Source organism: Bradyrhizobium sp. PSBB068, assembly GCA_016839165.1.
Lineage (GTDB): Bacteria > Pseudomonadota > Alphaproteobacteria > Rhizobiales > Xanthobacteraceae > Bradyrhizobium.
The window spans coordinates 892,806-916,644 of sequence record CP069300.1 but is presented as its reverse complement, the minus strand read 5'-3'; the positions used below and the strand labels follow the sequence as shown (position 1 = coordinate 916,644).

At 64.7% G+C, this 23,839-nt stretch carries 20 protein-coding genes and 1 pseudogene; 8 read left to right on the top strand and 13 right to left on the bottom strand.

The window, feature by feature from the left end; all coding sequences use genetic code 11:
• The first annotated feature begins 164 nt into the window (after positions 1 to 164).
• The 4 genes from JQ507_04340 to JQ507_04325 all read left to right on the top strand — a co-directional run bounded on the left by JQ507_04340 (position 165) and on the right by JQ507_04325 (position 5,032).
• A complete protein-coding gene (locus tag JQ507_04340) occupies positions 165 to 1,217 on the top strand; it encodes an Ldh family oxidoreductase (protein ID QRI70766.1) in 1,053 nt (350 codons plus the stop codon).
• 24 nt (positions 1,218 to 1,241) lie between these two features.
• A complete protein-coding gene (locus tag JQ507_04335; GenBank protein ID QRI70765.1) occupies positions 1,242 to 2,606 on the top strand; it encodes an LLM class flavin-dependent oxidoreductase in 1,365 nt (454 codons plus the stop codon).
• Positions 2,607 to 2,618: 12 nt separating this feature from the next.
• On the top strand, positions 2,619 to 3,416 hold the full coding sequence (locus tag JQ507_04330) for a fumarylacetoacetate hydrolase family protein (protein ID QRI70764.1): 798 nt from the start codon (positions 2,619 to 2,621) through the stop codon (positions 3,414 to 3,416).
• Positions 3,417 to 3,739: 323 nt separating this feature from the next.
• Positions 3,740 to 5,032, top strand: a complete 1,293-nt coding sequence (locus JQ507_04325) for an IS4 family transposase (protein ID QRI70763.1) — start codon at positions 3,740 to 3,742, stop codon at positions 5,030 to 5,032.
• 147 nt (positions 5,033 to 5,179) lie between these two features.
• Here JQ507_04325 and JQ507_04320 read toward each other — a convergent pair whose 3' ends face one another.
• Positions 5,180 to 5,635: an Lrp/AsnC family transcriptional regulator gene (locus JQ507_04320; GenBank protein ID QRI70762.1), complete on the bottom strand. Its 456-nt coding sequence runs from the start codon at positions 5,633 to 5,635 to the stop codon at positions 5,180 to 5,182.
• Positions 5,636 to 5,793: 158 nt separating this feature from the next.
• Here JQ507_04320 and JQ507_04315 point away from each other — a divergent pair, with 158 nt between their 5' ends.
• Entirely contained in the window at positions 5,794 to 9,354 is a 3,561-nt protein-coding gene (locus JQ507_04315; protein QRI70761.1) for an indolepyruvate ferredoxin oxidoreductase family protein, read from the top strand.
• On the opposite strand, the gene JQ507_04310 is transcribed toward JQ507_04315, so the two are convergent.
• The 4 genes and pseudogenes from JQ507_04310 to JQ507_04295 form a co-directional block, all read right to left on the bottom strand.
• A complete protein-coding gene (locus JQ507_04310; GenBank protein QRI70760.1) occupies positions 9,325 to 10,815 on the bottom strand; it encodes a sodium:solute symporter family protein in 1,491 nt (496 codons plus the stop codon). The two genes, JQ507_04315 and JQ507_04310, sit on opposite strands and share 30 nt — an antisense overlap.
• Before the next feature lie 10 nt (positions 10,816 to 10,825).
• Complete coding sequence (locus tag JQ507_04305) at positions 10,826 to 11,011, bottom strand: DUF3311 domain-containing protein (GenBank protein ID QRI70759.1); 186 nt, start codon at positions 11,009 to 11,011, stop codon at positions 10,826 to 10,828.
• Positions 11,012 to 11,160: 149 nt separating this feature from the next.
• Positions 11,161 to 12,131, bottom strand: a pseudogene (locus tag JQ507_04300) (tripartite tricarboxylate transporter substrate binding protein).
• Positions 12,132 to 12,238: 107 nt separating this feature from the next.
• Complete coding sequence (locus tag JQ507_04295) at positions 12,239 to 13,150, bottom strand: LysR family transcriptional regulator (GenBank protein QRI70758.1); 912 nt, start codon at positions 13,148 to 13,150, stop codon at positions 12,239 to 12,241.
• Between the two features lie 143 nt (positions 13,151 to 13,293).
• Between JQ507_04295 and JQ507_04290 the strand changes: the two genes are divergently transcribed.
• The 3 genes from JQ507_04290 (at position 13,294) to JQ507_04280 (ending at position 16,865) form a co-directional block, all read left to right on the top strand.
• Positions 13,294 to 14,442, top strand: coding sequence for an HlyD family secretion protein (locus JQ507_04290; protein QRI70757.1), 1,149 nt, complete (start codon positions 13,294 to 13,296; stop codon positions 14,440 to 14,442).
• A 325-nt stretch (positions 14,443 to 14,767) separates the two neighbouring features.
• Positions 14,768 to 16,378, top strand: a complete 1,611-nt coding sequence (locus JQ507_04285; GenBank protein ID QRI70756.1) for a multidrug efflux MFS transporter — start codon at positions 14,768 to 14,770, stop codon at positions 16,376 to 16,378.
• Positions 16,379 to 16,406: 28 nt separating this feature from the next.
• The gene (locus JQ507_04280) at positions 16,407 to 16,865 is read left to right on the top strand and encodes a carboxymuconolactone decarboxylase family protein (protein QRI70755.1); all 459 of its coding nucleotides are present in this window, start codon (positions 16,407 to 16,409) and stop codon (positions 16,863 to 16,865) included.
• A 148-nt stretch (positions 16,866 to 17,013) separates the two neighbouring features.
• On the opposite strand, the gene JQ507_04275 is transcribed toward JQ507_04280, so the two are convergent.
• From JQ507_04275 to JQ507_04240, 8 genes are all read right to left on the bottom strand, one after another.
• The gene (locus JQ507_04275; GenBank protein QRI70754.1) at positions 17,014 to 17,880 is read right to left on the bottom strand and encodes a D-amino-acid transaminase; all 867 of its coding nucleotides are present in this window, start codon (positions 17,878 to 17,880) and stop codon (positions 17,014 to 17,016) included.
• A 203-nt stretch (positions 17,881 to 18,083) separates the two neighbouring features.
• Positions 18,084 to 18,815, bottom strand: coding sequence for an amino acid ABC transporter ATP-binding protein (locus JQ507_04270; GenBank protein ID QRI70753.1), 732 nt, complete (start codon positions 18,813 to 18,815; stop codon positions 18,084 to 18,086).
• A gap of 193 nt (positions 18,816 to 19,008) precedes the next feature.
• Positions 19,009 to 19,701 (bottom strand): ABC transporter permease subunit, encoded by a 693-nt coding sequence (locus JQ507_04265; protein QRI70752.1) that lies wholly within the window; start codon positions 19,699 to 19,701, stop codon positions 19,009 to 19,011.
• Positions 19,702 to 19,703: 2 nt separating this feature from the next.
• Positions 19,704 to 20,435, bottom strand: a complete 732-nt coding sequence (locus tag JQ507_04260) for an amino acid ABC transporter permease (GenBank protein ID QRI70751.1) — start codon at positions 20,433 to 20,435, stop codon at positions 19,704 to 19,706.
• 149 nt (positions 20,436 to 20,584) lie between these two features.
• Positions 20,585 to 21,502 carry an amino acid ABC transporter substrate-binding protein gene (locus JQ507_04255; protein ID QRI70750.1) on the bottom strand — a complete coding sequence of 306 codons (918 nt, stop codon included), beginning with the start codon at positions 21,500 to 21,502 and terminating at the stop codon, positions 20,585 to 20,587.
• A 4-nt stretch (positions 21,503 to 21,506) separates the two neighbouring features.
• Positions 21,507 to 22,379: an alpha/beta hydrolase gene (locus JQ507_04250; GenBank protein QRI70749.1), complete on the bottom strand. Its 873-nt coding sequence runs from the start codon at positions 22,377 to 22,379 to the stop codon at positions 21,507 to 21,509.
• On the bottom strand, positions 22,376 to 22,792 hold the full coding sequence (locus JQ507_04245; GenBank protein ID QRI70748.1) for a hypothetical protein: 417 nt from the start codon (positions 22,790 to 22,792) through the stop codon (positions 22,376 to 22,378). The genes JQ507_04250 and JQ507_04245 overlap by 4 nt, the downstream gene beginning before the upstream one ends.
• Positions 22,793 to 22,979: 187 nt before the next feature.
• Positions 22,980 to 23,828: an IclR family transcriptional regulator gene (locus tag JQ507_04240; GenBank protein ID QRI70747.1), complete on the bottom strand. Its 849-nt coding sequence runs from the start codon at positions 23,826 to 23,828 to the stop codon at positions 22,980 to 22,982.
• Between the last annotated feature and the right edge of the window lie 11 nt (positions 23,829 to 23,839).

The window sequence follows — 23,839 nt, the reverse complement described above, 5'->3', positions numbered from 1 at the left end:
CCGCGCCCGTTCCACCCGGTGAAATCCGGACCCGGAGCACCCTGCTTGCGGTATGGCGGATCGGATTTTCTGCGCTTGCTCGCACCTCGGCGCTTTGACAGCATGACGCCGACAACAGCAAGCAAGACCCGCGCATCACGCGGGCCGACCGCGAGGAAAATCCCATGCCGATCGTCCAGGCCGACCGTCTCACGCGCATCGGCGCGGCGCTGCTGAAGGGCGCCGGCGCATCGGAGGAGGAGGCAAGCGCAGTCGCCTCCGGCTGCGTCAACGCCAACCTCGCCGGCCATGACTCCCACGGCGTGATCGCGATCCCGACCTATATCGACCGCATCAAGGCCGGCCATATCGTCCCCGGCGCGAAATGGACCGTGGTGCAGGAGACGCCGACCACGACCGTGATCGACGGTCATTGGGGTTTTGGCTTCCACGTCAACGCCAAGGCGATGGAGATGACCATCAACAAGGCGAAGACCGCCAATGTCGCGGCCTGCACCGTGTTCCGGCAAAGCCATGTCGGGCGGCTGGCGCACTATCCGCTGATGGCGATGCGCGAGGGCATGATCGGGATCGCGGCCGCCGATTCCGGCCGCTCGCCGAAGCATGTCGCGCCGTTCGGCGGCCGCGAGGCGCGGCTCGGCACCAACCCGCTCTCGATCGCGGTGCCGTCCGATCTCGAGGCGCCGTTCTATCTGGACATGGCGACCTCGGCGGTCGCCGCCGGCAAGATCCAGCTCGCAGTGGCGCGCGGCGAGCCAATCCCGAAGGGCTGGATCATCGATGCCGAGGGGCGCGACACCACCGACCCCAGGGATTATCGCAAGGGCGGTGCGCTGCTGCCGCTCGGCGGCAGCGAAGGCTACAAGGGAAGCGGCCTTGCCGCGATGGTCGAGGTGCTGTGCGGCCTGTTGACCGGGCTCGGCTTCGGCGTCGAGCCGACCGGCCGGCACAATGACGGTTGCTTCATGGCTGTCTTTAACGTCGCCGCGTTCCGCCCGCTCAAGGATTTCAGACGCGAGGTCGCCGACTTCGCCCGCTATTTGAAGTCGACGCCGCCCTCGGAAGGCAGCCGCGGCGTGTTCTATCCGGGCGAGATCGAACATCTGCGCGAAGTCGAGCGGCGCAAGAACGGCATCGAGATCGAGGACGCGACCTGGGACAAGCTGAAGGCGCTCGCCGCCGACTACAAGCTGACCGACCAGCTCGATCTTCGCTGAACCATCCGAGCACAGGAGAACGACATGACACGGCAAATGGCGCTGGTTGGCTTTTTGCAGGCGCAGAACTGCACCAACCTGCCAGGCTCCTGGCGCCACCCCGAGTCGCGCGATGACTCGATGTCCGCGGACTACTACCAGGAAATCGCGCGCATCCTGGAGCGCGGCAAATTCCACATGGCGTTCTTCGACGATCGCCTGGCGATGCCCGACCGCTACGGCAACGATCACGCCCACACCGTCGAATACGGCATCCGCTGCGTGAAGATGGACCCGATCGTGGTGCTGACCGCGATGGGCATGGTCACCACCAAGCTCGGCCTCGCCTCGACCGCGTCCACCACCTATTTCGAGCCGTTCGACGTCGCCCGCCGCTTTGCCACGCTCGATTTGATGACAGGTGGCCGCGCCGCCTGGAATGTGGTGACGTCGGTCAATGACGGCGAAGCGCTCAACATGGGCCGCGAGCAGCATCTCGAGCACGATCACCGCTACGACCGCGCCGACGAGTTCATGGAGGTGGTGCTCGGCCATTGGGACGCCTGGGAAGACGGCTCGCTGGTGATCGACAAGACGAGCGGCCGCTTCGCCGATCCGAGCAAGGTGAAGCGGCTCGACCACAAGGGACCGTTCTTCACCTCGCGCGGGCCATTCACGGTGCCGCGCTCGGCACAGGGCCATCCGGTCGTGATCCAGGCCGGCGCCTCCGGCCGCGGCCAGCGCTTCGCCGGACGCTGGGGCGAGGTGATCTTCACCGCGGCGCGCAACCTTGCCAACGCCAAGCAGGGCTATGACGCGATCCGGGGCGAAGCCGCCAAGGCCGGCCGCGATCCCGACCAGATATTCCTCTGCAACCTGATCACGCCGGTCACCGGCGCGACCAAGGCCGAGGCCGAGGACCGGATGGCGGTGATCCAGAAGCTGCCGCTCGAGATCGACGCGCTGTCGCTGCTCGCCGAAGGCCTCAACTTCGATTTCGGCGCCAAGGGGATCGACGAACCGCTGACCACAGATGAGTTGCAGGGCATGCAAGGCATGCTCGGCATCCGCGACGGCGTGCTGCGCACCTCCGGCAAGACCAATCCCTCGACCCGCGACTTCATCACGTTCTCCGGCCGCGGCCAGGTGCAGGACGCGATGGTCGGCGGCCCGAAGGAGATCGCCGACCGGCTGGAGGAGATGTTCACAGGCCGCGGCTGTGACGGCTTCGTCGTCGCGGCAAGCTATGTGCCGGGCTCCTATGCCGACTTCGTCGACCACGTGGTGCCCGAACTGCAGAAGCGCGGGCTGTTCCACAAGGACTACGCCGGCACGACGCTGCGCGAGAATCTCGGGCTCAAGCGCCCGGCCGCGGGCGCCTGGAAGATCCGCGCGCAGGCTGCGGAATAGAGGGACATCATCATGCGCTGGCTGAAATTCACTGCCGCGGGCAACACCGCAAGCACTCCTTCTTGGGGCCTCGTCGAGGGCGACACCGTCACCACCGTCGACGGCGATCCATTCGGCGAATGGAGCAAGACGGCGAAGACCCACACCCTGAAGGACGTCAAGATCGAGCTGCCGCTGATCCCGCGCACCTTCTACTGCGTCGGGCTGAACTATCTGAAGCACCTCAAGGAAGCCGCCGACAAGGCCGGTACGGTGCCGAACGTGCCCGATCGTCCCGAGATCGGCTACCGCGCGCAGAACGCGCTGATCGCCCACGACGAGAACGTCGTGATCCCGGCGAGCGCGACTGAGAAGATCCATTACGAGGGCGAGCTCGTCGTCGTGATCGGCAAGACGGCAAAACACCTCACCGAAGCCAATGCGATGGACTGCGTGTTCGGCTACACCATCGGCAACGACGTCTCCGAGCGCAGCTGGCAGAAGGCCGACCGCGGGCTGTGGCGGTCCAAGAACGCCGACACCTTCAAGCCGATGGGCCCGTGGATCGAGACCGATGTCGATCTCGACCGCATGGAAACCGCGATCCGCGTCAACGGCAAGGAGACCGGCCGCTTCCGCACCAACGACATGATCTTCGGCATCGTGCCCTTCCTGGTCGAGCTTTCGAAATACTTCACGCTGTCGCCCGGCGACGTGATCTGGATGGGCACCGACGGCGCCTCGCCGGATTTGAAGGACGGCGACGTGGTCGAGATCGACATCACCGGCATCGGGACGCTGCGGAACAGGTTCGTGAAGGAGAAGGTGTGAGGCGGTTGGTCTCGCCGGCGCGCCTCATCATCGGTGTCGTCCTGGCGAAAGCCAGAACCCATAACCACAGGTCGAGTTGCTGAAGCATGCTGTGGCCACGACGTCGTGCTATAATCCGCATTCGTGGCAATGGGTCCCGGCCTTCGCCCTAGGGCATGCACACATCTAGTTGGGTGGGGATTCCCGAATCGGTATTTCGTGTGATTCATATTGCGGCACTTCGGCTTTGGCGGAGGTGTCGACATGCTGGCGCAAATTGACTGGTCATTAGGTCGGTTCGGGGATCTCCGCCTCGATAAAGGGGGGCGGCGCTCGTCGAATGCATGGTCGCGGGCAAGGATGTCTGCCTGCGACGGCTGGCAGGAGGCATGCGTGCCCGGGAGGTGCGCTTCAACCGCTTTCTCGGCAATGCCAAGGTGACGACGACGCGGATAATCGAAAGCTGGAGCGATGGTACGGTAATGGCGGCCGAAGGCCGCCATGTGCTGGCGATCCAGGATACCAGCGAGATCAATTTTGCCACCAAGGCACAAAACCGGCGTGGCTTGGGCGAGATCGGTCATGGCAACACCCGCGGGGTGTTGCTGCACCCGATGCTGGCCGCAGACGCGGAAAGCGGCTGCTGCCTTGGCCTGTTGCACGGCGAGATCTGGACCCGCCAGGGCCGCCGCACCGTCTCGCACGACAATCGCGATCTGAAGGACAAAGAATCGCAACGCTGGATCGCGACCGCTCTGGCAGCCAAGCCGCTGTTGGCGAAGGCTGCGATGGTGACCATGCTGGGCGACCGCGAGAGCGACATCTTCGCGCTCTACGCCTGCGCCGCAGAACACCAGTTCCACGTCATTGCCCGGAGCATGCATGATCGCAAGCTGGCGGATGGCTGTGGCCTGTATGCGGCCAGCGAGGCCATGACCAGCATCGAACAACGGACCATCGTATTGCCTGCGCGAGCACAACGGCCTGAGCGGGCTGCGCTTCTCGATCTGCGCTTCGGCGCCGTCGAACTGGCCCGACCGCAAACCAAGTTCCTGCGCCATCTGCCGAAAAGCCTACCCTTGATCCTGGTCGATGTGCGCGAGATCGAGCCGCAGGCCGGGATCGAGCCGCTGCACTGGCGGCTGCTCACCACGCATCCGGTGACGAATGCAGAAGAGGCCTGGCGCATTATCGAATGGTACAAGCGGCGGTGGCTGATCGAGCAGTTCTTCCGCATCTTGAAGACACAAGGCCTCAAGCTCGAAGACAGTCAGATCGGGACCGCCGAGCGGCTTCTCAAGCTGGTCGCGATCGCGGCCAAGGCGGCAGTCATCTCCCTTCAGCTTGTGCAGGCGCGCGATGGTCGCGACAACCAGTCTGTCCGAATTGCCTTCAATGCTGGGGAAGTCGCTACACTTGCCGCCCTCAATCGCAACCTCGAAGCCCAAAGCAAGCGGCTGAGAAACCCGCACCCGCCTGACAGCCTCGCTTGGGCCGCCTGGATTATCGGCCGGCTCGGCGGCTGGGACGGCTATCCATCGTCCAAACCGCCGGGCCCCATCACTATGAAACACGGCCTGCAATACTTCCACGCCGCAGCCGCTGGATGGTCCCTCAGAGATCTGTGCATGCCCTAGGGCCTTCGCCGGGACGACACTGAGTTTGTTTTCGAATCACGTGCCAAACACGCGGCGTCATCACCCGCGCATGCGGCGCCCGGTCGAGCCGGGGCTTCGCACGCCCCGGAATGACGTGGGAGAGAGACGCGTACCACGAACGACGAGCTAAAACGGCAGCGCCACGCCGGTCTTGATCTCCTTCAGAATCACATTGGTGCGCACGTGGCGGATGCCGGGGATCCGGAACATGAATTCGTCCAAGAATCTGTTGTAGGCGTCCATGTCGCGCACGACGACGCGCAGATGATAGTCGGCATCGCCTGTGGTCGCGAAGCATTCCAGCACCTCGCGGCGCTGCGTCACCCGCGCGACGAACTCGTCGACGAACTTGACGTCGTGCCGCTCCAGCGAGACGTGCAGGATCGCCGAGGTCGCAAAGCCGGCGCGCTCGCGCGCCACCAGCGCCGAATAGCCCGAGATGACGCCGGACTCTTCCAGCGCGCGGACCCGGCGCCAGCACGCCGAGGTCGACATGCCCACGGTTTCGGCAAGCTGCTGGTTGGTGGCGCGGCCGTCCTTCTGCAGTTCGGCGAGGATTCTTTCATCCTGATCTTCAACCATAGCGCAGCTCCTGTTCGGTAGATTCTACCAAAATTAACATCCACCAGCAATCTTTGACCGAAATAGCCCTAGCGAGGAGAATACATAGGTGAGACCTACCAGGCACAAGGGGATAGCGTTGTCGCAACAGACATTGCGATTCCCCGAGGGCTTCAGTCATGGGCCAGATGCCGTTGCTCGACGCCTACCAGCTTTCCGAGCGCTACAGCAGGGAACGCGGCCGCGTCTTCCTCACCGGCACGCAGGCGATCGTGCGCATCGCGCTCGACCAGGCGCGGCGTGATCGCGCAAGCGGTCCCAACACCGCGGGCTTCATCTCCGGCTATCGCGGCTCGCCGCTCGGCGGCGTCGATCTCGAACTGTGGAAGATCGGCGCGCTGCTGAAGGACAGCCGCATCGAATTCCTGCCCGCCGTCAATGAGGACCTCGCAGCAACCGCGGTGCTCGGGTCGCAGCAGGTCGAGACGCAGAATGACCGCGAGGTCGATGGCGTGTTCGGGCTGTGGTACGGCAAGGGTCCCGGCGTCGATCGCTCCGGCGATGCGCTGAAGCACGGCAATGCCTATGGTTCCTCGCCGCATGGCGGCGTGCTGGTCGTCGCCGGCGACGACCACGGCTGCGTGTCGTCCTCGATGCCGCATCAATCCGACGTCGCCTTCATGAGCTGGTTCATGCCGACGTTGCATCCGGCCGATGTCGGCGAATATCTGGCATTCGGCGAATATGGCTATGCGCTCAGTCGATTTTCCGGCATGTGGGTCGGCTTCAAGGCGATCTCGGAGATCGTCGAGTCCGGCGCCTCGGTCGAGCTGCCCGCACCGCGCCGTTTCATACAGGCGGATTTTCTGCCGCCGCCGGGAGGCCTGCATTATCGCTGGCCGGATCTGCCGGGCCCGCAAATCGAGGAGCGGCTCGAAGCCAAGAAGCACGCGGTCTACGCGTTTGCAAAAGCCAATCCGATCGACCGCCGCATCTACGGCATCAAGGACGCGCGCTACGGCATCGTCACCACGGGCAAGGCGCATCTCGATCTGATGGAGGCGCTGCGGCTGGTCGGCCTCGACGAGGCCGCCTGCCGCCACTTCGGCATCGACATCTACAAGGTCGGCATGGTGTGGCCGTTGGCGCTGCACGATGCGATGGAGTTCGTGAAGGGCAAGCGCGAGATCCTGGTGGTCGAAGAAAAACGCGGCATCATCGAGAGCCAGTTCAAGGAGTATTTCTACGACTATCCCGGATCGAAACCGGAGCGGATGGTCGGCAAGCATGACGAAACCGGGGCGCGGCTGATCTCCTGGACCGGCGAATTGTCACCGCGGATACTGGCCGATGTGCTGGCGCGTCGGCTCGATCCGATGTTTCCCGAATTGCAGCTTGCGCGCCGCGTCGCCGCGCTGGTGCCGGAGCAGGATCGGATGATCGCGGTGCCGGGCGCGACGCGCACGCCGTATTTCTGCTCGGGCTGCCCGCACAACATTTCGACGAAAGTGCCCGAGGGTTCGAAAGCGCTGGCCGGCATCGGCTGCCACTTCATGGCGAGCTGGATGGACCGGGAGACCTCGTCGCTGATCCAGATGGGCGGCGAAGGCGTCAACTGGGCGGCGTCGTCGAAATTCACCGGCAACAGCCATGTGTTCCAGAATCTCGGCGAGGGCACCTATTATCATTCCGGCTCGATGGCGATCCGCCAGGCGATCGCGGCGAAAGCCAACATCACCTACAAGATCCTGTTCAATGACGCCGTCGCAATGACCGGCGGCCAGCCGGTGGACGGCCCGGTCAGCGTGCAGGCGATCGCGCACAGCGTCCGCGCCGAAGGCGTGTCGCGAATCGCATTGGTGTCGGACGATCCCGCGCATTTTTCGCCGGCGGACCTGCCGGTTGGCGTCACCATCCACGCCCGCGAGGAGATGGACGCCGTGCAGCGCGAGCTGCGCGACATTTCCGGCGTCACGGTGCTGATCTATCAGCAGACCTGCGCGACCGAGAAACGGCGCCGCCGCAAGCGTGGCACGATCGCCGATCCCCAACGCTTCGCCTACATCAACGACCTCGTCTGCGAAGGCTGCGGCGACTGCTCGGTGGAATCCAACTGCCTCAGCGTCGAGCCGAAGGAGACGCCGTTCGGCCGCAAGCGCAAGATCAATCTCTCGACCTGCAACAAGGATTTCTCCTGCCTCAACGGCTTCTGCCCGAGTTTTGTCACTATCGAAGGCGGCAAGCGGCCGGCCAAGAATGCGAGCGCGATCGATCCGCTGGCGCGCGCCGCCACGCTGCCGGCGCCGGAGTTCACGGCACTCGACAAGCCCTATGATCTCCTCGTCACCGGCGTCGGCGGCACCGGCGTCATCACGGTCGGCGCGCTGATCGCGATGGCCGCGCATCTCGAGGGGCGCGGCGTCTCGGTGCTCGACTTCACCGGCTTTGCGCAGAAATTCGGTCCGGTGTTGAGCTTCCTGCGGCTCGCGGCCAAGCCCGACGCGCTGCATCAGGTGCGGATCGACCAGGGCGCAGCCGACGCGCTGATCGGCTGCGATCTCGTGGTGAGCTCGTCGGCCAAGGCGTCCGGCACGTACCGCAAGGGCATGCGCGCTGCGGTCAACACCGCGGAGATGCCGACCGGCGACGTGGTGCGCTTCCGCGACGCCGACCTCGCCTCGCCGGTTCGGCTGCGCGCCATCGAGCGAGTGATCGGATCGGGTAATCTCACCACCCTCAACGCCAACGCGCTGGCCGAGCGGCTGCTCGGCGACAGCGTCTACGCCAACATCATGATGCTGGGCTTCGCCTGGCAGCAGGGCCTGGTGCCGGTGTCGCTGGAGGCGCTGACGCGCGCGATCGAGCTGAACGGCGTCGCGATCGAGCGCAACAAACAGGCCTTCGCCTGGGGCCGGCTCGCCTTTGTCGATCCGGATTTCCTGCCGAAGGCGGAAGATACTGCCGCGAAGGAGCAGGAGACGCTGGACCAGGTGATCACGCGACGCACGGACTTCCTGCGCGACTACCAGAACGCGGCCTACGCCTCGCGCTACCGTGCGGCCGTCGATCGTGTCCGCCACGCTGAGGCGGCACTCGGCGGCGACCGCAACGAAGGTGCGCCCCCTCCCCCGCAAGCGGGAGAGGCGAACCGAGCGCGCGGACAGACTGAACAGAACCCAAACGACCTTCCCCTCACCGACGCCGTGGCCCGTTCGCTGTTCAAGCTGATGGCCTACAAGGACGAATATGAGGTGGCGCGGCTGCATATGCAGACCGACTTCCTCGACGAGCTCAAGCATAAGTTCGACGGCGACTTCACGGTGCAGTACCACCTCGCGCCGCCGCTGCTGCCGGCGCGGCGCGACGCGCGCGGCCGGCCGAGGAAGCGCGCGTTCGGGCAATGGATCCAGACCCCGCTGCGGCTGCTCGCGCAGCTCAAGGTGCTGCGCGGCACGCCGTTCGACGTGTTCGGCTACACCGCGGAACGCCGCGCCGAGCGAGAGCTGATCGGCTGGTACGAGGCGTTGATCGACACCATGCTCGGCAAGCTCGATGCCGCGCGGCTGGCCGATCTGGTCGCGATCGCAAAGGCTCCGATGGAGATCCGCGGCTACGGATCGGTGAAGGACGCCGCGATCGACAAGACCAAGGCGGAGGTAGCGCGGCTCACCGCGCTTCTCACCCCCGCCCCGTCAGATACGCACGACGGCTCAGGCCGCCGCGCCGCGCTTGGCGGGTGAGATCAACCCAACCAGGACGGTCGCGATCACCGCCACCACGATGTTGAGCAACAGCGCGCCGAGCCCGACATAGAAGGTATAGCTGGCATCGCCGAGCGAGATGCTGGCGAGCGGCTTCAGCCCATTGCTCCACGCCGTGTAGGTGCCCCAGCCGATGCCGACCGCCCAGCCGAGCAGCAGGCCCTCGGCGCGGAACCAGACGGTGAACAGGCCGAACACCAGCGCCGGCAGCGTCTGCACGATCCAGAGACCGCCGAGCAGTTGCAGGTCGAGCGCATATTGCGTCGGCAGGAACAGGATGAAGGCGAGCGCGCCGACCTTCACCACCAGCGAGGTGATCTTGGCCACCGACGCCTCACCGGCATGCGAGATGCCCGGATTGACGTAGTGCTTCCAGACATTGCGGGTGAACAAATTGGCGGCGCCGATGCTCATCACCGCCGCCGGCACCAGCGCGCCGATCGCGATCGCCGAGAATGCGAAGCCTGCGAACCATTCCGGAAACAGCGTCTTGAACAGCATCGGCACCACGTCGTTCGGCGAGGTCACCTTGATGTTGGCGGCATAGGCCATGTAGCCGAGCAGCGCGATCAGGCCGAGCAGCAGCGTATAGGCCGGCAGCAGGATCGCGTTCTTGCGGATGGTATCCGCCGACTTCGAGGCGAAGATCCCGGTCAGCGTATGCGGATACATGAAGGCTGCCAGCGCCGAGCCGAGTGCCAGCGTGGCATAGGGCAGATATTGCGCGGGCTTCAGCGTCAGTCCGGTGGCGCCGCCCTTGGCCGTGAAGGCGTCGTGGGCCGCCGAGAACACCGCGCCATAGCCGCCGAGCTTCGAGGGCACCACGACAACAGCCGTCAGCACCACGATGTAGATCATGATGTCCTTGACGAAGGCGATCAGCGCCGGCGCGCGCAGGCCGGAGCTGTAGGTATAGAGCGCAAGGATCACGAAAGCAGCGATGATCGGCAATTCACCCGTCAGGCCCATCGCCTTGATCACGACCTCCATGCCGATCAGTTGCAGCGCGATATAGGGCATGGTCGCGACCAGGCCGGTCAGAGCCACCGCGAGCTCGAGCGCGCGCGAGCCGTAGGCGCCGTGGACCACGTCCGCGGCGGTGACGTAGCCGTTGGCATGCGCCTTCTTCCACAGCACCGGCATCACCGCGAACACGAAGGGATAGACGATGATGGTGTAGGGCAGCGCGAAGAAGCCGTAGGCGCCGACCGCATAGACCAGCGCCGGCACCGCGATCACGGTGTAGGCGGTGTAGAAATCCCCGCCGACCAGGAACCAGGTGATCCAGGTGCCGAACTGGCGGCCGCCGAGACCCCACTCGTCGAGATGTTCGTTCACCGGACCGGATTTCCAGCGCGCGGCGAAGAAGCCCATCACGGTGACGAGGGCGAAGAAGAAGATGAAGACGGAGAGCGCCACCCAGGCGATATGGTCGGTCATGGCTGCCCCCTCACCGTGTCTCGTCGCTGTCAGGCGTACGGCTGCGATAGACCAGCCAGATCAGCAGCGAGGAGATCGGCACCCAGGCGAGCTGGTACCAGTAGAAGAAGGGAAAACCGAACAGCGACGGCTCGGCGAAATTATAGAACGGCACCCATAGCAAGCCGATAAACGGCAGCAGCAACAGAATCCACATGGCTCACTCCCCAGCCCGAGGCCCTGATCAAACCGGCGGTGTTGCCGGTGTCCCGTCATCAACGACCCCAGGAACCATTGATTGCGTCTAGAATCACGGTTGCGGCATGGCGATGCAAAAAGATGTGATCGTTGCGCCGGGCAACCAGTCTACTCAGCTTTGATGCCGGCGTCCTCAATCACCTTGCGCCAGCGCGCCTCCTCACCAGCAAAATAGCGGTCGAGGTCTGCGGGCGGTGCAGCGACCATCACGAGGCCCTCATTGACGCTGAGCTTCTTGAAGGCCTCCGCCTGCACCGCCCTGGCGGCTGATTTGTTGAGGCGGTCGATGATGTCGGGAGGCGTGTTCGCAGGTGCGTAAAGGCCGTACCAGGATTCCGCTGCGTAGCCGGGCACACCGGTTTCCGACACGGTCGGCAATTTCGGGAATGACGGTGAGCGCTCAGTCGAGGTCACGGCGATCGCGCCAGCTGGCCGGCCTCGACCAGCGACGCGCAGCTTGCGACCGTCGTGAACATCACCTGGATCTGGCCGCCCAACAGGTCGGTGATCCCTGGCGCCGCGCCCTTGTAAGGCACGGTGGTCAGGTTGACGCCGGCCATGCGCTTGAACAACTCGCCGGCGAGATGCGCCGAGGTGCCGGTGCCGTAGGTTCCGTAGGACAGTTTTTCCGGATCGGCCTTAGCGGCTGCGATCAGGTCCCCGATCGACTTGATCGGCGATGCTGGATTGACCACAACGATGTTGAACGAGCGGGCCACCAGCCCCACCGGTGCAAGGTCCTTGTGCGGATCGTAAGGCAGCTTGCGGTAGAGGCTCGGGTTGACCGCATTGGCGAAGGTCGCCATCAGCAGCGTGTAGCCGTCGGGTGGGCTCGCGGCGACGCTCTGCGTGCCTATGATGGTGCCTGCGCCCGGCTTGTTCTCGATGATGACCGCAACGCCGAGATCCTTCTGCATCTCCTGCGCCAGCGTGCGCGCGACGACATCGGTGCCGCCGCCCGGCGCGAACGGCACCACGATCCTGACGATGTGATCGGGATAGGCGGCGCGTGCGGGCGTGTGCAGCGGCAGGGATGCTGCGAGCGCGAACAGAACCGATGCGAGAAGACGAAGCGGCATGGCAGGCCCCGGCAGATGAGGCGACCTTGATACACGGGAGCGCCATGCAAGGGATGCGTGCCGCCATGACGAGCGCCGTGCTGCCAGTCCCGTCAACCCACGCCCGCTCACGAATACGGATTGATCAGCTTCTGCTGCTCGGTGGCGTGATGCACCAGGAGGTCGATGAAGGTCCGAACCTTCGCCGAGAGATGATGCCGGTGCGGATAGACCGCGTTCATGGTGAACTCGACCGGCCGGTACTCGGGCAACAGGCGGACCAATTGGCCGGACTCGAGCTCGTCACGGACCAGGAAGCCCGCCGCGAGAAACACGCCGACGCCGGCCAAGGCGGCGAGCCGCAGTGTGTCGCCGCTATTGGCGATCAGATTGCCGCTGACCTTCACTGATGCCTGCGTGCCCTTGCGGTCGACGAAATGCCAGTCGTCGCCATAGGGATAGTTGACGTGACGGATGCAATTGCGTTCCGCGAGGTCGGCGAGCTGCGTCGGCTTGCCGTGCTGTTCGATATAGCCGTGCGAGCAGCACAGCACATGCCGCCAGGTGGCGATGCTGCGCACGATCAGGCTGGAATCCGGCGGCGGCAGCATGCGCACCGCGAGATCGTAGTTCTCGTCGATCAGGTCGACATTGCGCTCGCCGATCGCGAGGTCGACCTTGACCTCCGGATAGGTCGCCAGGAACTCGACGACCGCGGGCGACAGGAACTGCGCCAGATGGGTGTTGGTGTAGATGCGCAGCGTGCCGCGCGGCACCGACTGCAATGCGCCGGCGATGTCGTCGGCCTGCTCGATGTCGGCGAGGATATGGACGCAGCGGTCGTAATAGGCCTGGCCGACCTCGGTGAGGCTGACCTTGCGCGTGGTGCGGTTGAGCAGTCGGGCACCGAGGCGATCTTCCAGCGACTGCACGTGGTTGCTCACCATTGTCGTGGACATGTTGAGCTTGCGGCCGGCCGCGGAGAAGCCGCCGGAATCAACGACCCGGACGAACGCGGTCAAACTGGTCAGGCGATCCATGCGGCAAGGTCCGGATTATCAGCGCTGGCTTGATAATGCTTCCAGTTTTATCGGGATTATCACAGCGGGGAGGACATTGCATCTAAAGGGCCGAAACTGGCGCCCTTTCTGGAAGGACGCAAATGTTCGGCCAGGAGAAGACCATGTCGACCACCGCCTATGTCCCTGAAGAACCGGCCAAAATCGGCCTTCGCCCGTCGCGGCAGACGGTCAAGCGGGTGAGCCTCGGGCTCGCTGCCCTGCTCGGCATCGCCGTCGCCGGTGACTTCGGCTACGACTATGTCACCACCGGCCGTTACCTCGAGTCGACCGACGACGCCTATGTGAAGGCGGACTCCACGATCATCGCCCCGAAGGTGTCGGGTTACATCGCCCGGGTGCTGGTCACCGACAACCAGCCGGTGAAGGCCGGCGAATTGCTGGCCGAGATCGATGACCGCGATTACCGCACCGCGCTGGGTCAGGCCAAGGCCGACGTCAACGCCGCGGAAGCGTCAGTGCGCAACCTCGACGCCCAGCTCGAATTGCAGCAGCCGATCATCGACCAGAGCACCGCCGACGTCACCGCCGCCGAGGCCAATCTGAAGTTCGCCCAGGAGGAGCAGACCCGCTACGACGGGCTGATGAAGTCCGGCTCCGGCACCATTCAGCGCGCGCAGCAGACCGACGCGGCGCTGCGCGCCAACACCGCACAATTGCAGCACGCGAAGTCGGCGCTGTCGGCGGCGCAGCGCAAGGTCGATGTGCTGACCACGCAACGCGCCCAGGCCGCAGCGCAAGTCGATCGCGCCCGTGCGGTCGAGCAGCAGGCCGAGCTGAACCTGTCCTATGCGAAGATCACCGCGCCGGTCGACGGCACGGTCGGGGCCCGCACGCTGCGTGTCGGGCAATACGTGCAGGCCGGCACCCAGCTGATGGCCGTGGTGCCGCTCGATGCGGTCTATGTGGTCGCCAATTTCAAGGAGACGCAGCTGACCCATGTGCGCAACGGCCAGCCGGTCGAGCTCACCGTCGACAGCTTTCGCGGCACCACGCTGAAGGGTCACGTCGACAGCCTGTCGCCGGCGAGCGGCCTCGAATTCGCGCTGCTGCCGCCCGACAACGCCACCGGCAACTTCACCAAGATCGTGCAGCGCGTGCCGGTGAAGATCGTGCTCGACGATCACAGCCTGACCGGGCTGCTGCGGCCGGGCATGTCGGCAATCCCCACCGTCAACACCAAGGCGACGGTGCTGGCCGAGCGCGACGAGAAGCGCCGGCTGGCGTCGGCGATGCGGGCGAACGGCGGTTAGCGCAAAGCACCTCTTCAACCGGCTTGACGCGATCGATCACCGCAACGGTGGTCGATCGCGTTTTTGCTGCGTCTTCCTCCGTCCCCTTCTTCGAGCCATGAGCACCGGCGGTAGGGCTCCCTCCCCCCTTGCGGGGGAGGGAGCCAATCCGGTGTGCTCACCTCACTAATCGACACACACAAACCGAACGGCGCGCTGGACTGGCTGCGCGGTCGCAAGCTCGATCACGATTATCAACCTACGCCGGACAATCCTTCCACTCCTTCCCGGATTATCGAAAGTGGCCGCCTAATACATCTTGCGTGGGACAGCAAGGACGACCCCGATGACCACACTCCAGCCCACAGCCAACGCCGCCGACCTCCCCGCACCGGCTGCGCCTGCAACACCGGCGATCCCGGCCAGGACCTGGATCGCGGTGGTCGGCGCCACGCTCGGCGCCTTCATGGCGGTGCTCAACATCCAGATCGTCAACGCCTCGCTCGCCGACATTCAGGGCGGCATCGGCGCTGGCATCGACGACGGCGGCTGGATTTCGACCTCCTATCTGATCGCCGAGATCGTGGTGATCCCGCTGTCCGGCTGGCTGGCGCAGGTGTTCTCGGTGCGCACCTATCTGCTCACCAACGCGTTCCTGTTCCTGGTGTTCTCGGCAGCCTGCGCGCTGGCGCAGGACCTGCCGCAGATGATCGCGCTGCGCGCCGTGCAGGGTTTCACCGGCGGCGTACTGATCCCGATGGCGTTCACGCTGATCATCACGCTGCTGCCGAAGGCGAAGCAGCCGATCGGGCTCGCGCTGTTCGCGCTGTCGGCGACGTTCGCGCCCGCGATCGGCCCGACCATCGGCGGCTATCTCACTGAGAACTGGGGCTGGCAGTACATCTTCTACGTCAACCTGGTGCCCGGCGCCGTGATGATCGCGATGCTGTTCGTCTCGCTCGATCCGAGCCCGATGAAGCTGTCGTTGCTGCGCCAGGGCGACTGGCTCGGCATCATCACCATGGCGATCGGCCTCGCGGCGCTGCAGACGGTGCTGGAGGAAGGCAACAAGGACGACTGGTTCGGCTCGCCCTTCATCGTCCGCCTGTCGGTGATCGCGGCCGTGGCGCTGGTCGCCTTTCTGATCGTCGAATTCACCGTCGAGAAGCCGCTGCTCAATCTGCGCTTGCTCGCCCGCCGCAATTTCGGCTTCGGCATGCTGGCGAACTTCCTGATGGGCATTGCGCTATACGGCTCGGTGTTCATCCTGCCGCAGTATCTGGCGCGCATCCAGGGCTACAACTCCGAGCAGATCGGCATGGTGCTGGCATGGACCGGCCTGCCGCAGCTCGTGCTGATCCCGCTGGTGCCGAAGCTGATGCAGCGGTTCGACCCGCGCATCGTCATCGGTCTCGGATTTGCGCTGTTCGCCGGCTCCAACTTCATGAACATCTACATGACCAACGACTATGCCACCGATCAGCTGCTTTGGCCGAACATCGTCCGTGCCGTCGGTCAGGCGCTTGCCTTCGCTCCGCTGTCGGCGGTCGCAACGGCTGGAATCGAGGCGGAGAATGCCGGATCGGCGTCAGCGCTGTTCAACATGATGCGCAACCTCGGCGGCGCGATCGGCATCGCCGCGCTGCAGACACTGCTGACCAAGCGCGAGCAGTATCATTCCAACGTGCTGATGCAGTCGGTCTCGCTGCTGGAGGAGGCAACCCGCAGCCGGATCGCGCAGCTGACGCAGTATTTCATGAACCACGGCGTCGCCGACCAGGCCGCCGCCACCCGTCGCGCGATCGCCGCGATCGGCAATGTCGTGCAGAAGCAGGCCTACATCCTGGCCTTCAGCGACACCTTCTATCTGCTCGGCGTGGCGCTGATCATCGCGCTGGTTGCAACCCTCTGCCTGAAGAAGCCGGGCCAGCTCGCCGGCGGCGGCGGCGCGCATTGAATCCAGATCACAACCAAGGAAGACGACAATGAAACCCCGCATGAACTTCTACCGGGCCGCCCCCGACGCCATCAAAGCGCTGGTCGCGGTAGAGAGCCAAGTCACCGCCAGCGGCCTCGAGCAATCGCTGATCGAGTTGGTGAAGACCCGTGCGTCGCAGATCAATGGCTGCGCCTATTGCATCAACATGCACACCGAGGACGCCCGCAAGCATGGCGAGACCGAGCAGCGGCTCTATCTGCTCAACGCATGGCGCGAGTCGCCGCTCTACAGCGAGCGCGAGCGCGCGGCGCTGGCCTGGACCGAAGCGCTGACACTGGTTTCCGAGACGCACGCGCCCGACGCCGATTATGAGGCGGTGCGCGCCGAATTCACGGACGGCGAGCTGGTCAACCTGACCACGCTGATCGGCACCATCAACGCCTGGAACCGGATCGCGATTGGCTTCCGCGCGGTACACCCGGTGAAAGTAAAGGTGACGGCGTGAGGGCGATACTGTCCGCCATCTATTCCACCGTCATGCCCCGCTTCATGCGGGGCATCCAGTACGCCGCGGTGTCGGCTCAGACACCGCAGCCTCTGGAATACTGGATCGCCCGGTCGAGCCGGGCGATGACAGCGCGAGTGGGGACAGATTAAACCGCCGTCGCCAGGGCGAACTCGACATAGATCTCGCGCAGGCGGTCGGTGATCGGGCCGACCTTGCCGTTGCCGACCGTCTTGCCGTCGATCGCGACCACGCCCTGCACGAACACCGAGGCGCTGGTGATGAAGGCTTCCTTGGCGGCGAGCGCTTCCTCGACCGTGAAGGCACGCTCCTCGATGCGCAGCTGGCGCTCCTCGGCGAGCTTGACCACCGCCTTGCGGGTGCAGCCCGGCAGGATCTCGTTGCCGTTCTGCCGCGTCACGATGACATCGTCCTGGGTGACGATGAAGGACGAGGACGAGCCGCCCTCGGTGACCTTGCCGTCCTCGATCATCCAGGCTTCGCCGGCGCCGGCCGCAGCCGCGGCCTGCTTGGCCAGCACCTGCGCGAGCAGCGCCACGCTCTTGATGTCGCGCCGCTCCCAGCGGATGTCGGGCACCGTGATGACGTTGATTCCGGTCTTGGCCGAGGGCGCGTTGATGATGTCCTTTTCCGAGGTGAACATCACGAGCGTCGGCTTGACGTTCGCCTCCGCCTTCGGAAAGGCGAAATCGCGCCCCTTGTCGGCGCCGCGGGTGACCTCGAGATAGACCATGCCGTTGACGAGGTGGTTACGCTTGACCAGCTCCTTCTGGATCTCCTCGATCCGCTCCAGCGTCTCCGGCAGCGCGAGCTGAATCTCGCCGACCGAGCGCTTCAGCCGGGCCAGGTGCGAGGCATTGTCGATCAGCTTGCCCTCGAGCACCGCGGCCACCTCGTAGATGCCGTCGGCGAACAGGAATCCGCGGTCGAACACCGAGACCTTGGCCTCGGAATGCGGCACGTACGAGCCGTTGACGTAAGCGATCTTTTCCACGCGAGTTCTCCTGCGAACGAAGGACGAATTTCAGGCCTTCGTATACGCAAATTGTTAACGGGGGAAAACCCCGCCCTCGTCATTCCGGGGCGACGCGAAGCATCGAGCCCGGAATCCATTGGGCCGCTTTTCCGCGGTGAAATGGATTCCGGGCTCGCGCCAAGTGGCGCGCCCCGGAATGACGCCGTGGATGGGTCAGCGCCTCAGTGCTGCAATATCTTCGACAGGAACTTCTGCGCGCGGTCGCTGCGGGGCGTGCCGAAGAAATCCGCCTTCTTGGCGTCCTCGACGATCTCGCCGCGGTCCATGAAGATGACGCGGTCGGCGACCTTGTTGGCAAAGCCCATTTCGTGGGTCACCACCATCATGGTCATGCCCTCGCGGGCGAGGTCGACCATCACGTCGAGCACCTCGCTGATCATCTCGGGATCGAGCGCCGAGGTCGGCTCGTCGAACAGCATCGCGATCGGGTCCATCGCCAGCGCGCGGGCGATCGCGACGCGCTGCTGCTGACCGCCGGACAATTCGGCGGGAAACTTCTTGGCATGATCCTTCAGCCCGACGCGCTCCAAAAGCTTCATGCCCTTGGCCATGGCGTCGTCATGCTTGCGGCCCAGGACCTTCTCCTGCGCGAGGCAGAGATTGTCGATGATCCGCAGATGCGGGAACAGCTCGAAGTGCTGGAACACCATGCCGACGCGCGAGCGCAGCTTCGGCAGGTCGGTCTTGGGATCGTTGACCTTGACGCCGTCGAGCGTGATGTCGCCGCCCTGGATCGGCTCCAGCGCGTTGACGCATTTGATCAGGGTCGATTTGCCCGAGCCGGACGGGCCGCAGACCACCACCACCTCGCCCTTGGCAACGCTGGTGGTGCAGTCCTTCAGCACCTGGAAGGCCGGCCCGTACCATTTATTGACGTGATTGATCTCGATCATTTGGTTCTCATCAGCAGCAGCGAGCACGGTTTCACCTCTCCCAAAGGGAGAGGTCGGCGCGCAGCGCCGGGTGAGGGGTCACGGTCCAACGACGGAGCGAAACCCCTCACCCGGATCGCTGACGCGATCCGACCTCTCCCTTTGGGAGAGGTGAAGGAGTCCGTGCCCCGAACTGAAACCCGCATGTAAAAAGCTACCTTACAATGGCGATACGCGACTGCAGGCGGCGGACGCCGAACGACGCGACACAGGAAATGACGAAGTAGACCAGCGCGGCGAACAGGTACATTTCGACCAGACGGCCGTCGCGCTGTGCGACCTTGCTGGCGGCGCCGAGGAAATCCGGGATCGACAGCACGTAGACCAGCGAGGTGTCCTGGAACAGCACGATGGTTTGCGTCAGCAGCACCGGCAGCATGTTGCGGAACGCCTGCGGCAGCACGACGTAGCGCATCGACTGCGCGTAGGTCAGGCCGAGCGCGCTGGCCGCGGCCGGCTGGCCCTTCGAGATCGACTGGATGCCGGCGCGCATGATCTCGGAGAAATACGCCGCCTCGAAGATGATGAAGGTGATCAGCGAGGACGCGAAGGCGCCGACCGTGATCGGCCGCGACGCGCCGGTCAGCCACTGTCCGATATAGGGCACCAGGAAGTAGAACCAGAAGATCACCAGCACCAGCGGCAGCGAGCGGATGAAGTCGACATAGAAGCCGGCGATGCGGCCGAGCCATTTGTAGCTCGACAACCGCATCAAGGCGATCAGGGTGCCGAACACGAGGCCGCCGAGCGCTGCCAGCGCCGTCAGGGTCAGTGTGAAGCGCATGCCCTCGAAGAACAGATAGGGCAGCGCGCGGCGGATGACGTCAAAATCGAAATTGCCGAGCATCGTCATTTGCCCGTGATGTAGCCGGGGATCGCGACATAGCGCTCGAGGAAGCGCATCGCGGTGACCACGACGAAATTGAGGAGAAGATAGAGCACGGTTGCCGCGGTGAAGGCCTCGAACACCTGGAACGAGAACTCCTGCATCGAGCGCGCCTGGCCGGTCAATTCGATCAGTCCGATCGTGATGGCGACGGCGCTGTTCTTGATGGTGTTGAGGAACTCGGAGGTCAGCGGCGGCAGGATGATGCGGAACGCCATCGGCAGCAGCACGTAGCGATAGGTCTGCACCGTGGTGAGGCCGAGCGCGGTCGAGGCCTGCTTCTGTCCGCGCGGCAGCGAGGTGATGCCCGCCTGCAATTGCACGGCGACGCGCGCCGACATGAACAGGCCGACGCCGATCGCGGCGGTCCAGAACGGCGCATTCGGCAACTGCTTCAACCAGAGCCCGGCGGACTTCGGCAGCAGCTCGGGCAGCACGAAGAACCACAGGAACAGTTGCACCAGCAGCGGCATGTTGCGGAAGAACTCGACCCAGCAGAAGCCGATCCACGACGCCGTCCGCGACGGCAGCGTGCGCAGCACGCCGATCACCGAGCCGGCCACCAGCGCGATGATCCAGGCGAGCACCGATACCTTGACGGTGACCACCAGCCCCGACAGCAACAAGTCGAGATAGGTGCCGGTCCCCATCGGGTTCGGCTCAAGGAAGATGTGCCAGTTCCAGTTATAGTTCACGGGTCCCCCACGCGATCGCGCCGGTCACGCATTACGCCGACATTGCGCGCGGCGTCTATGCAAATGTCCGGCCATTCTCCTCCAAAAATGGCCGGACACGCTAACTTTCAGGACCCGCCCCCCCGGGGACGACGGGTCCTGTATCGTGATCAGTTCACCAGATAGGCGTCCGGATCGGGCGAGTCCGACGGCTTCGCAAACTGCTTCTTCATCTCCGGTCCGGCCGGCGAGTTGAGATTGAGGCCCTTCGGCGGAATCTTCTGGGTGAACCACTTGTCATAGATCTTCTGGCCTTCGCCGCTGGTGTAGAGCGCGGCGGTGGCGGCGTCGACGACCTTCTTGAACGGCGCGTCATCCTTGCGCAGCATGATGCCGTAGGGCTCCGGCTTGGAGAATGCATCCTTGGAGATGACGTAGTCATCCGGAGACTTCGAGCCGGCGACGAGGCTCGCGAGCAGAATGTCGTCCATCACGAAGGCGACTGCACGATCGGTCTCGACCATCAGGAAGGCCTCGGCATGATCCTTGGCCGGGATGATGTTGACGCTCAGCCCGCGCGCGAGGTTGGCCTCGGTCAGCTGCTTGATGTTGGTGGTGCCGGCGGTCGAGACCACCGTCTTGCCCTTGAGGTCGTCGATCGAGTTGATCTTGTTCGCCTTCTTCGTCACGTAGCGGCTGGCAGTGAGGAAGTGGGAGTTGGTGAAGGAAACCTGCTTCTGGCGCTCGGCATTGTTGGTGGTCGAGCCGCATTCGAGGTCGACGGTGCCGTTGGCCATCAGCGGGATACGGGTCGCCGAGGTCACCGGGTTGAGCTTGACCTCGAGCTTGTCGAGCTTGAGCTCCTTCTTCACGGCATCGACGATCTTGTAGCAGATGTCCATGGCGTAGCCGACGGGCTTCTGGTTGTCGTCGAGATAGGAGAACGGGATCGAGGAATCGCGGTAGCCGAGCGTGATCGCGCCGGTGTCCTTGATGTTCTTCAGCGTGCCGGTCAGCTCCTCGGCCTGAGCCTGGCTCGCGCCGAACGCGGCGGCGAGCGCGAGGCCAATGAGATATTTGCGTGTCATACGTCTACTCCTTCGTGGAACGGTCGATTGAATGCGTGAGAATGTCGGCGAGGACGGGTGCGATGTAGCGGCGAAACTGTCCGGGATTCTCGCTCATCGGAAAATGACCGAGATGCTCCATGATCGTGACGCTGGCGCCCCCTATAGCCGCTGCCGTCCGCCGCGTGTCCTCGGGCGTGCAGGAGAAATCATACTCGCCCGTAAGCAGGTAGAGCTTGCATACTTTAGTATCGATTGACGCGACGCGACCGCGCAGGTCGCCATCGACACGGTAGAAATACAGGTCGCCCTTGAACACGCCGGGGCCGCCCTGCTTGTAGCCCCACAGCGTTTCCATCCGCGCAGGCGCCGGGCTCTGCGGCGCTATCAGCCCCGACACCAGCGCGGCGCAGACTTCGCCGCCGTGAACGTCGGGGCGGTTCAGCCAGTCGGTGTCATACCACGGCGCCTGGAAGTCGGCAGCCTCGAGCCCGATCAGCGCGCGGAACTCGGCGGCATGTTCGATCGCAAGGTTGAGCACGATGCGTCCGCCGATCGAGCAGCCCATCACCACGGGCTTCTCCAGCCGCAATGCACGGCAGAAGGCACGGATGGTCTCGGTGTAGCGCGCGGTGGTGAGTTGGTATTCATCGCCGGTCCAGCTCATCGGCGGATTCGACTTGCCATGCCAGGGCATATCGAAGGCAATGATGCGGAAATTTTCGGCAAATTGCGCGTCAGCGAGCAGATGCCGCCACTGCCGCGCATCGGAGCCCGCGGTGTGCAGGCAGACCAGCGGGATGCCCTTTCCGTTCTCCTCGAAATAGATGCGGTGCAGCTCGCCGCCGATCTCGACGTGAACGTAGCGGCCGACCATCGGCTCGATGTCACCGTTCATGAGCTGGCCGCCGCGAAATGCTGCCGCGGCAGCGCCAGCAGATCCTTGAAATACTGCAGATGCGCCATGAAGGGATGCAAATCGCCTTCCAGCACCGCCTCGCCACGCTTGGTCAGCGCCAGCAAATCGTGCCAGCCGGGTTTCGGCTCGGCCTGCCAATAGGCGGCCCAGGCCCGCGGCGTCGCGCGATAGGCGAAGCGCCATGAGCGCATCAGGACCGGCGAAGGCACGAACTCGACGATGCGTCCGGCGCGGATCGCGGCATGAAACGGCCGCGCCGTCGGGCCGATCAGGCAGTCGCAATCGAGCAGCCGGCCGCGCGAGACCAGCCGAGGCGCCCGGTCGAGCAATGCGGGAAGGCCGGCAAACGCCGTCGTCACAGCGTCGTCGGTGGCGTCAGGCGATAGCGTCATCTTGTTGGGCAGGTTTCCTCGGCGAGCGCGGCCATGATGACGGCAACCGCCCGTTCTCGCAAGCCGCTGACACCCTTGGGTTCCTCAGATTAATCGCTTGATTAAACCGACCCGCTTGGTCAGCGCGCAGGCCGGAACAGCCGAATTCCTGCTGCCAGGAACTGCCAAATCCCGACGCCCGATCGGGTCAGCTCGTGACCTTTGCGGGCCGCACATTCTTCGGCGCCTGGGCCATCGCGCGGGCCAGCACCTGGGCTTCCTTCTTCAGCATGTCGGCGAGCTCACTTTCGCGGCGCCGGATGCGGTCGGTGGCGGCGCCGATCGACAGCGCGGCGACCACCTCGCCGGCATCATCGCGGACCGGAACGCCGACGCCGCCCATGCCGGGGAATGCAGCGTCGAGCAGCACGGTGTGGCCGACCTTGCGCGCCACCGCGATCCGCTCGCGCAGGAATTTTGGCGTAATGCGCGGCGATTTCGCCAGCCGCGGCACGATCACCTCGATCACGGCCTCGATCTCGGCGTCAGGCAGCCAGACCAGCAGCGCCAGCGCGCCGGCGCCGACGCCGAGCGGACGGCGGCTGCCGATCTGCAGATAATTCGGTTGCAGCGGGTGGCTGCCGACCGAGCGCGCCAGGTACAGCGCCTCGACGCCGGATCGTACCGACAGCAGCGCCGTGTCGGCCGAACGCTCCGACAGCCGCAACAGGCTCGGCTGCGCCAGCTCCGCGATGTCGACCGAGCGACGCGCACCGACCGCCATCACCCGCGCCTCCTGGCCGAGCTCATAGGTCTTGGCGCCGGTGACCCTGGAGACAAATCCCTCCTCGATCAGCGAATTGAGGATGCGCAGCGCGGTCGCCTTGTTGAGCGAGGTGGTGTCGGCGATGTCGGTCAGCCGCAACGGCGAGCGCTGCGCCAGCACGCGCAGGATCGCGCAGACCTTCTGGATCGCGTTGAACTTGTCGGGTTGGCCCGGCTCCGGTGATTGCCTCTTGCGGCTGTTCCGCGCGGTCGCAGTCGTGGAGGCGTTCATGCGCTGATCTT